Below are 17657 nucleotides of genomic sequence, written 5' to 3' on the forward strand. Positions count from 1 at the left end.
GCGCATCAGGTAAGGGCGTCACGGTACTTGTCCGTTCCAGCCGTTTTTTCTTTCGTCTCGAGCTTGATGACAAAAGGCTCGCCCGGGTCTTTGGCCGGCATGTCTACATTGTATTCGTTACGGGCCGTCTCGGTCACTTTCACTTCCTGCCCACCGTTCACGGTCACAGCCTTGACCACCTCGGTACCCGCAGGAGTCTTTACCACCAGATGTTTGGAGTAAGGAGGATTGAACACAACCATATACACATCCTTGCCCTTGCGGGTGTAATATCCCCACGCCTGCTTCTCCCAGCCGGAATAGTCGCAGCCATAGATGCACTCGCCATACTTCTTCATCCAGCGACCGATGCTTTCTGCCAGCTGTTTCTCTTCGGGACGGAAATCACCGTCGGGCTGGGGGCCGAAGTTCACCACCATGTTACCTCCCATCGAAACGGCATGAACGATTCGTTCCAGCACCTCCAGAGGCGTCTTCACATAGCTCAACGTCCAGTCCTTGTGATACCCCCACTGGTTTTCAGGCACGGTCATGCAGGCTTCCCAGTCCCAGCGAGTCACCTTCAGGTCCTTCACCGGATCGGGCAGACGACGCTCGTACCCCGATTCGTAGTCGCCCATCAGATGCCCGTTGCTGTCGAAATGGCGTTTGCCATAGTCATCGGCACGCAGACGGCTGTTGATGGTAACGCCCGGCACCAGTTCCTTCAGCATCTTCTCCACATGAGCCGTCCACCAGCCGTTCTTCTTGATGCTGGCATCCCATGTCCCGTCGAACCAGAAGTCCTTGACGGTGGGATAGCGGGTAGCCAGTTCCTTCAGCTGGTTGTCCGTAAATTCCAGGAAACGGCTGAACGCCTCCTCGTCCTCCTTCGACTTGATGTCGTAGCGATAGTCAGGATGACTCCAGTCCATTACCGAAAAATAGAAATGCACGTCGATGCCTTCATCGTTATAAGCCTTCACCAGTTCGCCCAAAATATCTTTCTTATAAGGCGTATTGGCAACCGTATATTTCGTGTATTTGCTGGGCCAGAGACAGAAACCTTCGTGGTGCTTGGTGGTAATCTTCACATACTTCACCCCCATCTGCCTGGCCATCTTCGCCCAAGCCCTGGCGTCGAAGTTCTGCGGATTCCACTGGTCCATCAGTTTCATCCACTCGTCCGACGGCACCTTCGCCCATGACTTCAGCCATTCGGCAGCACCGTTATACACTTTTCCGTTCCATTCTCCACCGGGAATGGCATAAAGTCCCCAATGGATAAAAGCCCCCAAGCGGTTGTCGCGGAACTTCTGCATGGCGGCATCACTACGTTTCCCCAAGCGATCGGCCCCGTACTTCAGGGGGATTTCCTGGTCGGCGGGTAATGGTTTCTGCTGGCTCCAAACAGGACAAGATACGGACAGCAAGAAACCCACAAATGCAATCTGCAAAATTCTATTCATAATTAACGTATCATATAAAGTGATGCAAAAGAAGGCATTTCAATCCATATCGTCTTACTCAAATCCACTTTATTCTTACTCAAATCGACAAAAAAAGTATAACATACGCTTTTCCAATCACTTATCCGAAGGTTTCTTATGCTTGGATGCAAACGAAGTCGGTGTTTCCCCAAAGACTTTCTTGAACGCATTGGTAAAGTAAGCCTGGCTTTCGATGCCGACCTGGGCCATCACTTCGCGCATAGTCAAATCCTCTTCAATAATCAGACGGGCAGCCTTACGCAGACGGCAATTCAACACAAACTCTACAACCGACTTTCCCGTCAGCCCCTTCACCTTGGAGTACAATTTGCTACGGCTCATCCCCAATTCCTCTGCAATCCGGTTGACATCCAGTTGCGAGCAATCCATGTGCGCCTCTACATAATCAATAAACATTTTCAAGAACTTGTTGTCCTGCTCGTTGGTAACCAGCTCACTACTGTCTGCATAATAATTTTTGGCATAATGTTCCTTCAGCTGTTGGCGGTTACGGAAGATATTGAGCAACGAAAGCTTCAGGTAAGTCAAATCGACCGGCTTCTCAAAATACAAGTCTGCCCCCGAATCCACTCCTTCCAGTTTGCTCTCCAAACTGGTTTTGGCCGTCAACAACACAACAGGAATATGCGAGGTATTCAAATCGTTCTTGATGTCATTGCACAACGATACACCGTCTTTATTGGGCATCATAATATCACTGATTACCAGATCGAAGTCCATGTTTTCCATCCGCTTCAGCGCGACCAGTCCGTCTTCGGCCTGTATCACCAGAAACTCATCGGCCAGCGACTCGGCGATCAGCGCCCGCAAGTCTGCATTGTCTTCCACCAAAAGGATTTTCTTCTTGTTTTCGTTCTGCAAACGCTCTTCCACGTGTTCAACCACATTACCTATTTTTCCCTCATCCGGTTGCTCGCCAACGACCTCATCGGGAGTTTCCACCGGCAGCTTTTTGAAATCCGTTTCATGGAACACTTCCGCATCCAAAGGCAGGCGTACAACCATGTCCGTACCTTTATCCCGTTCACTATAGATTGTGACATCTCCCTTCTGCAACAAGACAAGGCTCTTGACCAAAGCCAATCCGATGCCTGTACCCAGATGCGAATCGGCGTTCACCGTATTCACTTTGTAGAATCGCTCGAACACGCTGCTGATCGATTCTCCGGAAATGCCGACTCCCGTATCGCTCACAACCAGCGAATAGTACCGGCCCGCACAATTGCCCACGGTAAAGCTGTTTTTATATTGGGACACAAAAGCCGTCCCTTCATTCAACGTCTTCAAGCAGATGGTCCCCTTCCCTCTCGTATACTTGAAAGAATTGTTCAGCAAGTTCATGACAATCTTCTCCACAATGTTCCGGTCGGCATATATCGAAGGAGCAAGGGATTTGTCACACTCGACTCTGAAATCTATCTCCCGCTCCCTGGCATAATCCACGAAATCATTGCTGATGTCCGCTACCATCCGGTTGATGTCCAACGGCTCCAACTCCAGTTTCATCATTCCATTTTCCACCGTACGGAAGTCCATCAGCTCATTTACCAGATTCAGCAATCGTTGTACGTTGCCATTCAGAATACGATAGTAATACTCTTTCAGGCCCTCACGCCTCAACTTGTCCAAAGCAGCCAGAATCAACGACAGAGGCGTGCGGAAGTCGTGCGAAATGTTGGTGAAGAAACGGAGCTGGGCCTGATGAATCTGCTCCTTCTTGTCGCGCTCCAAGCTTTCCTGATAGAGCAACAACTTGAACCGTTTCTTTTCTGAATAATGCCGGTAAACCGCATAAACGCCGGCGGAGAACACCAGGAAATACAGGACGTATGCCGGCCAGCTGAACCAGGGGGCTACCTTCCGTATGACCTTGACAACAGTAGGCGCGTCGCTCCACACTCCATCATTGTTGGCCGCGTAAACCTCAAACCAGTAAACGCCGGCCGGCACCTTCGAATACATGGCCGTGCGGTTCTGCGCATCCACCGTAATCCATGTATCATTGTATCCGCGCAAACGATACTTGAAGCGGTTCTTCTCCGGAATATGATAACTATCCGAAGAAAACTGGAAACCAAAATTGGTCTGGTCATAGGCCAAGACAACCTCGCGAACCGAATCCTTCAGCACATAATCCGGACGCACCACCTCATGGTCGATATAAAAATTGGAAATCAGCGCCTTAGGTTTATAGGCATTATATGATATTTTTTTAGGGTCTACACAGGTAAAGCCGTTCGTGCCGCCAAAATAAAGTTTACCGTCCATGCCCTTCATGGAAGCCAGCGGATAATACACCTGCCCCTGCGTATTTTCGCCTTCATCAAAACGTGCCAGATGATTGCTCGCTATGTGATAACAATAAAGCCCGTCGTCAGTACCCATCCAGATGTTTCCGTCGTCATAACACAACGTATAAACAGAATAAATATTACGCTGCAATACATCCTTCATCGGATGAAATTCCGACGTATTGACATCATACTTCACCAGCCCGTTTCCTATCGTGCCAATCCAAATATTGCCCGAATCGTCCAAACAGAAGGTAAACAAGCCCAGATAAATGGAATCGGCCGGCATCTTCTTTTCCACCTGGCGCGTATGGATATCCAGACAATAAAGCGCTTCGTTGCTGATAGCCCATAACTTGTTTTCACCCTGGCGCTGGATATCAAACAGATAATCCGATGTCTTATCCAGTTCATAATGCGTGAACAACCGGTCGTGGAATGAAAAAAATGATACCACAGGCTTCTGATATTGATAGGCGACCCACAAACCGGAATCGGCCTCCAGGATGGTTTTCCTGATATCATCGGCAAGCAACGACCGCTTGTCATTCTTGGCATGCCGATAGCGAACAAGCCGCCGCTGCCTGACATCATACATTCCCAACCCTTCTCTGAAAGTTGAAATCCATAAATTCTGCTCAGGGTCCGTAACCAAAGACTTTATATTGCGAAAGTCCGTACCGTTCCATGGGGAAAAAGAAGAAATCTGTCCTGTCGACTTGTCCATACGGTTCATACCACCTCCCTCTGTACCAATCCAAAGGGCATCCGAGGCGTCGGCAAAGGCACTGACAGGCGTGTAGTTCAATCCGCCATTGCGGGGAGTCCAGGTCTGGAAGGCATCGGACTCGCCGATATATACATAACTCAATGTTCCCGAATAGGTACCAATCCATAAATTCGAGTATTTGTCCGCATATATCCGCCAGACGGAATTGTTCGGCAAACTGAACTTGTCGGAACGGGAATGGGTATAATGGGTCCAGGTTTCGTCATCGGGAGTGAAGACATAAATCCCCTCAATCGTTCCAAACCAAATTTTTCCATTATTATCAATACAAAATGAACGAAAATCAGTCGTCTTATAATTAGAAAACAAATTATACTTTTTTTCAATATGAAAAGAGGCCAAATCTATTTTGCAAAGCAATCCTTTGTCTGTAAAAATCCACAGTTTTCCCATATATGTCTGAGCAAAACGAATAATTCCCTCCTTATCTGGTAAATTCAAGCAAAGTTTATTCTTATTATTAACATAATTAAAACGGTAAATTCTCTGTAGACTAAACGTATATAAATCAGAATTATGTACACAGAACAAATCTGTATGATATCCCGCAAATGCTCCTTCATACTCAGGCTTTATCAAACTCGCGTCAGCTGGATTTAACATATACCATCGATTATTCGTTCTTATCCATACTCTGTTCCTTCCATCAATCTCCACCGATTGGACTCCATCATAAATTCGCTGAAAAGAATCTAATATAGGATTATATAAATACAATCCATTATTTGTATTTACAAATATCCCTCCACTATTATCTGAAGCCATATTTCTAAATACCCATTTCCGAGTTGGTTGCATCTCAGCAAAATAAGAATGATATCTTTTGTAGTGATAACCATCAAAACGATACAATTCGTAATCCATCATCACCCAAATAAATCCGGTTTGATCCTGTTTGATATCTTTTACACCATCATAATAAAATCCACCATCAGGAGATAAATTCCTAAACTTATAACTAAAATCCGCCGCCTTAATATTACCGATCAACAATAACAGCCCCCAAAACAATAACTTTTTTATTTTCATAAAGTCCATATCTTCCCTTATCAAACTCTATCAATAACTCGGAATTATTATCATTATACATTCCTTTTTTAAGTTGAGTAAATATCCGATTAACATTACCACAATTGCAAAGATAATTCTTTTACAGAAAAAATCTTCCTAGATTACAAATATTGAACTATGTTATTTTTAATCACACATCTGTTCTATGTAAAATAAGCCATTTTCCATATTGAGCCCTCATATAAACATCAACCAGTTAAAAAACAATCGTAATACTATTTGCAAAATCGAATATCCAACAATCATTCCAACACATACCAGTTGAATCCTTTCGCTGGAATATGAATTGTCACTCGGATGGTATAATCCCTATCCACCGGATATACTACTGCTTTTCCATCCTGCTCTTTCAAACGAACCTGTTTATGTAATCCAGTGTAATAGACCGGCAAGTCAATTTCACGTTCAATGTCTTCTTCCAGCGGGTTGTAGACAGCAAGGAAACCTTTCTGTTTCAGCCGGGGATTGACATGCAGAATTCCATCCCAGTCCCTTCCGTCAGGACGGCGCAGATGAATAATGTCCGAATCCAATATGGAGCGGTATTTCTTATAGAAGCTGACCCAATGGCTTACCATCGCACGGGTCTGTTCCGTATCATATAAGCGGGGGCCTCGGTAACAGGCTTGCACGCCTGCTCCGAACAAGTTCTGCAGTCGGACCTGGTAATGGTCCAGATGCTTGCAAAGAGGTTCGATGGTAGCCTGTTCACCCCCGCCATGATATTGGGTCAACGGAACGAACATATACCCCATACTGGGTGTCTTCTGCCATGTTCCGTCATAGATATTCTGACGTTCGATGATTTCCTGATAAGCCCGTGGCAAGGACCAGTTGGTTTCCACATATCCCATCGGAGTCTTGTTCGAACCGGAAAGGAAATACCAGTCGGGAACATTCAGGTAGATTCCTTTCTCGCGGCACCAATGGTAGAAGTTGCTGATTACTTTCCATTGTTTCCATTGGGAGTCCTCATATCCGCGGTGTCCGCTGTGCGTAAGAGAAGCACAGGGATCGCCCGGATAAGAACCGTCATGTTCGAAATTGCCCATACCGGTTTTCTCAAAGAAAGCAGTCAGCCGGTTGAAGTACCGGTTCCCCCATTCAGAAGCCAGACAGGGCGACTTGCCGAAGCGGCTTCCTTCCTCACGGCTGACCGCCGGTTTTCCGGTCTTGCGGCTGATGGCCGCATCCTCGTTCCCAGCACCACGGCTGGCCAGCAAGGAATATCCTCCCAGTGTGATGCCTTTGGACACGGCATAATCGTTCAAACGTTTCATGCGGGCCAAATATTCGGGTGAATCGTCTTCTATGTTGAAACCGCTTCCGAATGTCATGATAACCATCTCAAATCCGACTTCTGCACACTGGTCAATGGCTGTACGAACGGACTGCTCGTCCGAACTCCTGACATGCATGAATATGGGGTTCTCTTGTGTCCAGGGAGCCATCATCCTCCAGAACCGACGTTCGGCCAACCCCCTCCGCTCCGTATCGGTCGCATCTCTCAGCATCTCAAACGCGGTACACGACTGGAATTTTCCCCCCGGAGCTATGTCCAGTTCGGGTCCTATCGGCAGTCCCACTTCCAGCCGGGCCGGCTTGTATTGTCCGTAATACCGGATGCCGGTGGCTTCGTATTCGGGATGGTCGAAGACCCATCTTACCGCCGGATTGTCCTTCATGGCTTCCATGTCGCCCCCCATGGCATAGTCGGTCACGACAAACAGTTGGGTAAAGCGGTCGATATAGTCTCTCGGCGCATCAGTCTGTACAGGCTTCTTTCTATAATTGCGTGTGAATGTTCCCGGATTCTGGGCAAGCATCCTTATCTCATGCGGCTCTCCATAATGTACTTTGGGCGCCGTTTCCGCCAGTGCCAATATTTCGGACTTGAATGCGTTCAAAGTGACATTCCTATCTGTCCCGTTGTCGACTTCAATTTGTTTGGACATGATAGGGGCTCCGTCATAGATTTCATAGATGACCCGGACTGTGATTCCACGAATGGCCTGTGAAGCCTCCGGTCCGGCCTGGTATTCGAAAACAATCCGTTTTCCGGGTGCCGGCCAGGGATTTTCATCATTGGCAATCCATTTCCTGTTGGGTTTATAAGGAAAGCGTTCGACGATCTTTCCAATCTCGTATCCGGTACAGACGAATGCCGTATCACACCCTTTCATTCTGGAAATGAAATTTCTGGAAAGGAAGTTCTGTACAGGCTGTCCGTGCAGTCCTCCAACGGGATATTCCTTCCCGTCGATGATAAGCAAAGCCTCGGGACGGACAGCTCGCAATTCCCCGTTACCGGTCATCTTGTTGTCCAAACCGACTGTAGCCACATAGGGAGGTAAAGTAAATGCCCTAGACATCAATCCATTCTCTACATATATAACACTATCTCGGACTTCTATCTTGCTACGGAAGGTACTTCCGTCGAGCAGCCAGTCTTTTCCCAGTCCACCAGCCCAAGTCAAACTCGTGTAGCCAATCAACAAGGACAATAGAAATATTTTCATAATAATCTTACTCAAAGGCAATAAATATTAGGGAATCTTATAACAAAAAGGCAAGGCATATCTAACCTTTGTAAAACCAGATATGCCTTGTCAATTATTATATAGTATAACAATTTAAATTAGTTCCGCTCATAGTCACGTCCTAAACGGAATTCTGCAACCTGAACAGTACTACCACTTGAAGTATCAATAGAAGTATATTCCACTTTCACATACCGATATGTAGATAAAGGAAGTTCGTAATTTAAATTTTTAGTCCGATCAGTTGTTATTTTATCAGCAATCTTTTCGAAAGTTGTTCCATCATGACTACCATAAAGTTGAACCTCAGGTATTCTTAAATAAGATTGTGTATTACTACTTCTCCAACCCAAATAAAAATAATTAAACTCTATCGCCTCCAAACAATCTACTACAAAATGTAAAACATGATCTACAGGTGTGGAACATCCACTATAGGTCTTTCCAGGTTTTACCAATGATAAATATGTACTAAGCTCACCATCCAATATGTCTTCGGGTTTACCCGTAGTTCCATCCGGACAATAGCCATAATCAACAGAAGTTTTCACTGTCCATCCATCTGTCGAATACAACACATTACTTTCCACAGTCATTGGGACTGTAATAGAAAATCTACCTTCATCAATAGCTGTAACATTAACATTCACTACACCACCCCAAACACCGGTAAGTTTACCGTCTGTCGTTACTGTAGCAATACTTTCATCGTCTACACTATATGTAAACGTCTTATAACTGGCATTTTCTGGTAAAGCAGAGAAATACGAAGCCAAGTCAATTGTCTGATGCATATAGATACTTTCTGGAAGCTCATCACTTACTACAATATTTTCTACTGGTACAACAGGGGCAGCTCCTTGCTTTATAACCAACTCAACTTGATGCAAATCATCATATATCAAATAAGAAATAGCAGTTCTTTCCTCCGGTATTGTCGAAGCAGCAATATCAAACACCAATTTCCCATCTTTTATATAACCCGAACACCATGTTTCTTCATTGATTACATACACAGCATTCGCATCCAATTCCCCTGCCAACTCGTAATCAGCAGTAAGTTCTCCACCTTCATAACCTATACTGAGAGATTCTCCAGGTATTGTCACCCAATTATCAGGAACAATCACTTCTTTATCATCTTCGCAATGGATGAAAACTAATGAACACAAAATAAAAGACAGCCATGTACAGGCCTTGTTTAACGTATGATTCCAATTCATTTTCATATTCGTCTATTAATTAGATTTAAAATTCTTATTTCATTTAAAGTCTTGATAATTTGCATCAGTAATCAAGTAAACCTCAGTATGAGGCCTTTTATAATTGCAATCGTTAATTTCTTCAATCAATTGATTTATTTCCTCTTGAGTAATAATAAATTCCTTTGTACCGTAATCATTAAGTTTGGTATCGACCGGACATAAAAAGCCCCACGCTTTAAAAAAATCAAGCATATTATAACCAGAAATACGGCATACTTGACGAACAAAATCCAATTGATTGGATCCCTGATTTTTACCGGTATCACTAGGACTTTCATGAGTTCGGTAATACTCATACAAATCACGATAGAAATCTTTCATTCCCAAAGCATCAATAAAATAAAGCTTCAATTGCCAGAAAGGAACCAACTTTTCCGATACTTTGTTATAGCCATCATCCGAATATCCAATACAATGAGGCACATCATTATCCGGATCATCATCAATATTCTGTTTGACAATCAAGTCATAAGAACTTTGATACCAACCATCAGTCAATGCACGACACTCTATTCCCAACGTTTCTTCTACATGAAGAGCTGTCAGGTTATTAGTTACCTCAGTCAATCCAGACCATTTCATACCCGGACGTGTCTGATTACAATGCCCCACTTCATGAGCCGGTCCCCAAAAGCGCTGTTTCCATACAGAAATATCTGTAAACAGATTGGCATATCCATTGTCAGAATATACCGTACGATAGTCCGACGCATTAGGGCTGGCTGCCTTATAATCGATAGAACAATGCATGCGGTTATTGAAAATCCGAGCATATTTAACAAGTCCTATGAAATCTAATTCTGCATAAACCAAATTGTCCAGATTCTGAATAGATTCGGTAATCTTCGTATTATATTTCTTAAAATCCTCTACTTTCCAAGTAAGATGCGAATAATGTCCCAGTACATCAATATCTTGATATTGTGCATTATTCAATATCCTTAACCAATCGTCTTCCGTATTTTTGGCAATATCGAAATAACCATTTACCTTACCACCTGCGAAGTGTAATGTAACAGTATTGTCTCGAATCACTTTATTTTGTGCATCTGTAGCTTCAACTATCGGTAGAGGAATATCATCATCCACATGATTCAGTACATAAATCAGTCCACCAACATCGGCTGTAACTTCATTGTACCCTTCATCCAATTCATATTCTCTAAAATTATTATAACCTCCACTAACATCCTGAATCAGAATCGATATCTTCCGGCCTTGGGGTATTTTCCCTACAAACACAGGAATTGTCTCTCCCCACTTGGTAAAAATGCCCGTAGGATTGTCTCTCAAACTGTATTTGTTGGTTTTATTTTTTGTTGCCATAATTACAGGATTCTGATAAGGACGATAATCACTCAACCGATAATCCATACTATATGTTCCATCCAACAAACTTTGAGCCGTCTCTTTCAGATATTTATTGGGAATCTGGTTGATTTGTTTTTGAGTTACCCCCTCCTTCAAAATGGTCCCTAACTGATCAGCAAAAATACTTGCAGGATCAAAGCGATTCTCACTAGCTTGGAAGAACTCCATTTCAGCACAGCTTACTCTATCCTCATAAGCCTTGGTAATTACAAAACGAACTTCTTTCACACCGACGATTCCTTCTGGGAATTTGATTGTAAAAGGAGTATGCACTCCGTTTCCACGGACATATTCACCAACTTTCGCAAAATTCGGCTGTTCTTCTGTAGAAACCTCTACCGAAAACTCATCAAAAGAACCCCATTTATTTCCAGAATCAGTACGAGGAGTATAAACTATACTATTCAACGTATGTCCCTGCTCCAAGGTATAAGTCAGATAAAATGGATAAGTAACAGCACCAAACTTCGAATTATAGTAGGTTTTCTTATTTCCATCGCATGACATAGCAATCGTCAACGGATTTCCATCACTATCTTTACTATCTTCTTCCTGCGAAGTAGCTTCGGCACTTGTCACTTTTATCAACATATCTGCCGAACTAGGTGCCTTGGCCTGAGTGACAGAAATACTGCAATGATGATTATCATCATAAGAGAGAATCAATGTAGTTGACCGTTCTCTTTCTACATATGAACGTTCACAAAGAACCTGTAATCTACCGTTTTGAGTCGTAACAGTCAACCAATCATCTCCTCCATTACTTAATGATACTTGCAGTTCAGATTCATCGATACCAGTCACTAACTGGAAATTTCTAATATCCTGCCCACCTTCATAGGCAAATTCTATTTTATCTGTAGAAATTTCAATCCAATTATCCGGTATCCGGACTCCGTCGTCCGTATCCTTACATGCTATTGTCAATAAAGGAAACAGTAAAGAGATTATCAACAAACCAAAATATTTGACAATATCATTCACCATATTTATCATTGATATTAGATTAATTGAAAGAATAAATGTAATGGGGTGCGCTTCCCGAAGAGGTATCCGCACCCCCTCATTTCTCACATATTAAATACAATCAATCCCACAACGGGTTCTGAACCGTCAATTCACTCTTCTGCATCTCATTATAAGGTACAGGATAAAGTAACATAGCCTTTTTCCAAGGATAACGGTCCACAACAATACGATTATAATAAGAGCCTTCACCGATATTATCACTGAATTTCACAGCCGTATTACCCAAGTTATTGAATGATGTCACTGCAGGTTTACTGATATCCATTCCATAACGAATAATTTGTTTGTCTTCGTTATCTTTAATCCATTCACCAGTATATTCATCCTGAGACCAACCTGCACGCATCCATCTGTGCATATCAAAGTAATAGTTACCTTCACCCAACATTTCAATAATACGTTCACGGTAGATTGCCTCTCGCTGTTGATCCTGATCACCAATAATGTTCTTTACTCCATTATCTGCCAATTCTCTATATCCAGGTATACCTGCACGTTCACGAACCAAATCAACATATTTAATAATATTCGGATCGGACGGGTCTATTTCATTACAAACTTCTGCATAATACAGATAAAAATCTGCCAAACGGAAATAAATCCATGGACGTCCCCAATCCTTCGGATTAGATCCTTCATTCATCAAAGTACGATTGTTGAATTTATAAAGTAAATATCCGGCACGGGCATGCATAGTCTGATCCTTATAACCTGCACCTCCTTTACTGAAATAGGCTCCCCAATCCGGATAACCACTCCGCTGAATATGCCAACTTTTTCCTTCATATGTCACATCTGCATAAAAACGGGGTTCACGACCTACATACATGTTAAATATATGCTTATCAACATGTTTCTCTTTAACTGTATTTGACAAAGTTGTACAAGGATTCTCTAAATCAGTAAAACCATTTTCATTATATGTCGGATCTTCATTAATATCCAATCCATTCTCCGTAAAGAACAAATCAATAATATTCTGATAAAAGCCAACATTACCCATACCACCAGGAATATCTCCAGGAATAGTTCGAGCTTCCATCTTCAAAGTAACACCGTCATTGAAATCATTATTCCCATTTGCCCACAAAATTTCATCATTGTAATATTGGAATAATTCATAAATGGAAGTATGCGGATCACGATCTTTCGAATAATACAATCCCATACCATGAGCGTCAGCAAAAGCAAAAAGAGCCTCTAAATGTTTCTTAGCTGTTTGCCATTTACTAGCATCATAATCGGGGAACAATCGTTTACCATCTTTATTCGTCAAACTAAGAGCCTCAGTATATCCTCCATTGAACAAAGGAGAGGCTGCATAGACCCACAATCGAGCCCTTAATGCCAAAGCTGCAGCTTTAGTAGGACGGAGAATTTCACGTAAATTATACACACTATTATCATGTTCATAATCCGCACCATCTCCCGTTTTTATCGTCTCCGGTAAAGCATCACTATAATCCCCACTTATTACACGTTCCAATAAACCATCAATGTATTGTACCATTTCATCAACTGAAGCACGAGCATAATCAACATCTTCATTCGGGTCTGCTATCTCCGTAATAATCGGCGTAGGGCCATAAAACTCAAAAAGCAAGAAATAATTATAAGCCAACAAATAAATAACATCTGCCTTATAACGTCGCATTTCTTCAACGCTAATATAACCAGCAGCAGCCCCCGGTTCTCCAATACTCTCCGGTGCATTTTCTAAAAATATCATAGCCTGACGAATTTGCTTATAGCAATTCCACCAGCGATTATGAGTCGTACTACTCGGCGTAAAGGTATTTTAACCAAATTTCAACACATTAGGATGAGCACAAACTATTTCTCCAGAATAAATTGCCTGAGCATTCACTGTTCCATTGGAATTTTGTACATCCAATCCCATTTCCGAATAATTTGGGCAGGTCTGATAAATCTCCCCATACCATTGAGTTAAATATTTGGCTGTAGAAAAAACTTCTTCCTTATCCAAATTTTGAGATAACTCCTTGGACACATCCAAATAATCTGAGCAGGAAGTAAAGATTCCGGCCATTGCAATAGCCGCTGTTGTACATATTGTTTTAATGAATTTCATATTACAAGCAGTTTTAGGTTGATTAATAAATATTAGAAGGTAACATCCAAACCAAAAGTAACAGTTGCATTAAGTGGGTATCTAGCACCACTATTTCCGATTTCAGGGTCCCACATTTTAACGTGATCCCAAACAGCCAGATTAGCACCTTGCACATAAATCCTCAGATTCTGCATTTTCCAACGCTGCACTAATTTTTTATCAAACTGATAGCCCAATTCTACATTCTTTAAACGAACAAAGCTACCATCACGATACCACCATGTACTATTCAGCGTATTGTTAGCAAATTCATTGGTATGCAAGCGGGGATATAAGACATTTGTATTATTCGGATCACTTGCCTTCCAATGGTTGGCAGCTTCTACCCGTGCAGAAGACTGATCAACGCCATTAGCAAAAGGTATAAAATAATCAGTGTTAGCTTTCAAATTTACAGAAGAATGCCCTACTCCTTGGAAGAAGACACCGGCATAAATACCTTTATATTGAACATTTAAGCCAAATCCATATACTATTTGAGGATCATTGGGATAGATTCCACTATAATATGTCTGGTCATTGTCATTAATTACTCCATCTTTGTTCAAATCCTGGTATTTAATATCACCCGGTTTAACATCTTGTGTATAAGTAGGTATACCATCCTTCAATTTGTAATCACAACTACCATCAGATTTCTTAGTAATAATAAAATCCTGATTTGTAAATAAACCGTCAGCTACATAGATTTTATTAACTCCAATGGAAGTACCTGTTTGAGCCAACCAAGGATAAACTTGAGGAATCTCATCCATTTCTACGATTTTATTAACCGCATAAGTGATATTACCTCTTGCTGACAAAATCCAATCCTTACCAATATTATGCTTTATCACAATACTTCCATCAAATCCCTTATTTGTGGTAATACCGAAATTCTGCCAAGGATTATTACGGAAGCCAGTTGCAGTAGGTATGGTCACACGTGATATAAGGATATTCTCACGACGATTGGTGAAATAATCAGCAGTGATATCTACACGACCACGGAACAATCCCAAATCAATACCAAAGTTAGCCTTTTTCTCAATTTCCCATGTCAAATAAGGAGCTGCAAAAAGATTTTCATAGATACGGCCTACATCATTCGTTGGTCCACCATTGGTTCCTGGATTCAATCCAACATATTGACTGCCTGAATCGGTCAATAATTCACGATATACAAAACGATCGCTTCCCGTATTATCGTTACCAGTCAAGCCATATGAAGCTCTCAATCGTAATTTACTTACAATATCCAACACATTATCCTTTTGCATAAACTTTTCAGCATGGACATTCCAAGCGCCACCCACTGCCGGGAAAATACCCCAACGATTACCAGGTGCAAAATTCTCACTTCCTGTAGCGCCAAAACTTGCTTCTAATACGTATCTGTTATCATAAGCATAGGTACCACGAAGTACAACGTTCTGTTTACGATAAGGCAAGAGACTTAAACCTGTAGTAACATCTTTGGCACCTTGATATTGAGTTTCTTTCTGATTATAAACGAAAGTACCTGTTACATCATGTTTTTTCCCAAATGTACGTGCATAATTTAACTGAGCCTCAATATATATCTTCTTTGTCCCCGAAGAAGCACTAAAACTTGCATCTCCCAATGGGCTTCCTTCTGCCATCAAAACCTTCACCAATTCACCATTTTCATCTCTTCCCGTCACATAATATTTATCTGGACTCATGGAGCGTTTCAAAGTAGAACTATAATCGGCATCAAAACTAACACTTCCCTGTACGGATAGTCCCTTAGTAATAAAATCGAGTTGTTGCTTCAAAGTAGCTTTAGTCTGTAAAGCGGCTGACCATTTCTTAGAATACCCAGAATAGTTCAACAAGTTATAGGGATTGTAACGCCCGTCAGCATCTGTGCTACATACAGCAGCAGTACCGTCAGACCACAAGAAAGGAACCAAATGTGTGGGGAACAATACTATGTGCTTAAAGATTTGATCAGAAGAATTGCCTGGATTATTTTGAGTGCGATATTGGCCACTCATATCAACTGAAAGTTTTGTGGTTTTTGTAATATCCATATCCACATTAGAACGTAAATTATAACGTTCCAAACCAATATTGGCATCATAATCATCCAAAGGGTTAGATTTAAACATACCATTTTCTTTATAGTAAGCAGCAGAAACAAAAAATCTCGTCCGTTCCGAACCACCTCGCAGATTAACCGTATAACGTTGGTTTTGAGTATTCTTTGCCAACAAATCGGTCCATTGAGAGTTCGGATATAAATCACGATCAACACCTGAACGGTACTTTTCCAATTCTTCAGTACTATAAGGAGCATTATTTGCAAGATAAGTATCCCAATCAGGATTTCCAGCATCATTCCAAGAAGCCTCATTCCACATGCTCAGGTAATCCCATGAATCCATCAAGTCAGGCATACGAGTAGGAGTTGCTACCGTATATTGAGCATTAAAAGAAATAACAGTTTTTTGAGCTCTACCACGTTTAGTTGTTATTAGAACAACGCCATTAGCACCTTCTGAGCCATAAACAGCCGTAGCGGCTGCATCTTTCAAGACAGTAAATGTCTCTATTTCATCAGTATCAATATCATTCATACTGCGAGGTACACCATCGACCAATACCAAAGGACTGGTACCACCTGCATACGAACTTTGACCACGAATCCAAAAATCTGCATCATCATTACCAGGTTCGCCTGACCGTTGAATAGCAATCACACCTGCAATCTGTCCAGCCAATGTATTAGAAAGACTACGGGAGGGTATCGCTATTTCAGCCGGTTTGATTGTATTAACAGAAGAAACTACGCTTTCTTTCTTTTGAGAACCATAACCCACAATTACAACCTCATCCATATTCACATTGGACTCGACCAAGGTAACATTAATAACATTTCCTTTTTTTACTTTTTGTTCTACACTATTATAACCTATATAACGGAATTCCAAAACAGACCCTTCATTGGTCTTGATAGCATATTTACCATCTATGTCTGTCAAAACACCTTGTACAGTTCCCTTTATTGTAACAGTAGCACCAATAATAGGTTCACCGTTCTCATCAGTAACCATACCTGAAACTTTTTTTGCAACCCCAGCTTTGGTTACTTGATAAGCTTTTGGAGACAATACAATCTGTTTTCCCGAAAAGTTATAAGCCACATTAGTTGGTTCTAACATTCGACGAATAGCTAATCTGATTTCTTCATTATTAGCAAATAAGCTGACTTTTTGAGTAACGTCAATATTCGTCACATCGTATGAAAAGACATAATCAGAAGCTTGCTCAATTTTCTTAATCGCCTCTTCCAAAGTTACCTCTTTTAAAGTAACACTAATTTTTTCTGTACCACTCTGTGCAAATGAGTTTACAGACAACAAACAAATACTAACAAGTAAATAAAAAATTTTTTTAAGTTCCATGAGTTATTAGATTTTAAAACAACATTTAAAACAAGTCATTTCTTAATACACAAATCTTTTAACATTCAATCATCCATCCATACATATTAAAATTTTAAAGTTAAAGACAATTCTATATATCACCATAAAATAAAATTAGTATCTACAAACAAATGACGTTTCAAAGTCCACAGAGAACAAATTGTGCGTCATTCCTTTTTTTCTTCTTTTTTATAATTGGTTATAAATCCTATGCAAATCTAGTAAGATACGCATCATTGGCGTTA

General features: G+C 41.6%; 8 protein-coding genes and 1 pseudogene. All 9 read right to left on the bottom strand.

Annotation, left to right across the window (positions count from 1 at the left end):
- Positions 1 to 5 precede the first annotated feature (5 nt).
- The 9 genes and pseudogenes from RDO88_RS04205 to RDO88_RS04245 all read right to left on the bottom strand — a co-directional run bounded on the left by RDO88_RS04205 (position 6) and on the right by RDO88_RS04245 (position 17391).
- On the bottom strand, positions 6 to 1448 hold the full coding sequence (locus RDO88_RS04205; RefSeq protein WP_307758171.1) for an alpha-L-fucosidase: 1443 nt from the start codon (positions 1446 to 1448) through the stop codon (positions 6 to 8).
- A 117-nt stretch (positions 1449 to 1565) separates the two neighbouring features.
- Positions 1566 to 4880, bottom strand: coding sequence for a two-component regulator propeller domain-containing protein (locus RDO88_RS04210; protein WP_307758172.1), 3315 nt, complete (start codon positions 4878 to 4880; stop codon positions 1566 to 1568).
- 1004 nt (positions 4881 to 5884) lie between these two features.
- Positions 5885 to 8161, bottom strand: coding sequence for a hypothetical protein (locus tag RDO88_RS04215; protein WP_307758173.1), 2277 nt, complete (start codon positions 8159 to 8161; stop codon positions 5885 to 5887).
- 119 nt (positions 8162 to 8280) lie between these two features.
- Positions 8281 to 9411, bottom strand: a complete 1131-nt coding sequence (locus tag RDO88_RS04220) for an Ig-like domain-containing protein (protein WP_307758174.1) — start codon at positions 9409 to 9411, stop codon at positions 8281 to 8283.
- Between the two features lie 33 nt (positions 9412 to 9444).
- Positions 9445 to 11805 (bottom strand): M60 family metallopeptidase, encoded by a 2361-nt coding sequence (locus RDO88_RS04225; RefSeq protein WP_307758175.1) that lies wholly within the window; start codon positions 11803 to 11805, stop codon positions 9445 to 9447.
- A gap of 100 nt (positions 11806 to 11905) precedes the next feature.
- Entirely contained in the window at positions 11906 to 13357 is a 1452-nt protein-coding gene (locus tag RDO88_RS04230) for a RagB/SusD family nutrient uptake outer membrane protein (protein WP_374043896.1), read from the bottom strand.
- A pseudogene (locus RDO88_RS13535) lies at positions 13355 to 13615 on the bottom strand (RagB/SusD family nutrient uptake outer membrane protein); the annotation flags it as partial. The pseudogene RDO88_RS13535 and the gene RDO88_RS04230, both read right to left, overlap by 3 nt.
- A 30-nt stretch (positions 13616 to 13645) precedes the next feature.
- Positions 13646 to 13939, bottom strand: a complete 294-nt coding sequence (locus RDO88_RS04240; protein WP_307758176.1) for a hypothetical protein — start codon at positions 13937 to 13939, stop codon at positions 13646 to 13648.
- Positions 13940 to 13971: 32 nt separating this feature from the next.
- Positions 13972 to 17391 (bottom strand): SusC/RagA family TonB-linked outer membrane protein, encoded by a 3420-nt coding sequence (locus tag RDO88_RS04245; protein WP_307758177.1) that lies wholly within the window; start codon positions 17389 to 17391, stop codon positions 13972 to 13974.
- Between the last annotated feature and the right edge of the window lie 266 nt (positions 17392 to 17657).

This window comes from uncultured Mediterranea sp., from assembly GCF_902493215.1.
GTDB lineage: Bacteria > Bacteroidota > Bacteroidia > Bacteroidales > Bacteroidaceae > Bacteroides.

Excerpts from the sequence above, each read along its gene's own strand:
- RDO88_RS04205 (WP_307758171.1), bottom strand. The coding sequence starts at position 1,448 with ATGAATAGAATTTTGCAGATTGCATTTGTGGGTTTCTTGCTGTCCGTA.
- RDO88_RS04215 (WP_307758173.1), bottom strand. The coding sequence starts at position 8,161 with ATGAAAATATTTCTATTGTCCTTGTTGATTGGCTACACGAGTTTGACT.
- RDO88_RS04220 (WP_307758174.1), bottom strand. The coding sequence starts at position 9,411 with ATGAAAATGAATTGGAATCATACGTTAAACAAGGCCTGTACATGGCTG.
- RDO88_RS04225 (WP_307758175.1), bottom strand. The coding sequence starts at position 11,805 with ATGGTGAATGATATTGTCAAATATTTTGGTTTGTTGATAATCTCTTTA.
- RDO88_RS04230 (WP_374043896.1), bottom strand. The coding sequence starts at position 13,357 with ATGGTACAATACATTGATGGTTTATTGGAACGTGTAATAAGTGGGGAT.
- RDO88_RS04240 (WP_307758176.1), bottom strand. The coding sequence starts at position 13,939 with ATGAAATTCATTAAAACAATATGTACAACAGCGGCTATTGCAATGGCC.
- RDO88_RS04245 (WP_307758177.1), bottom strand. The coding sequence starts at position 17,391 with ATGGAACTTAAAAAAATTTTTTATTTACTTGTTAGTATTTGTTTGTTG.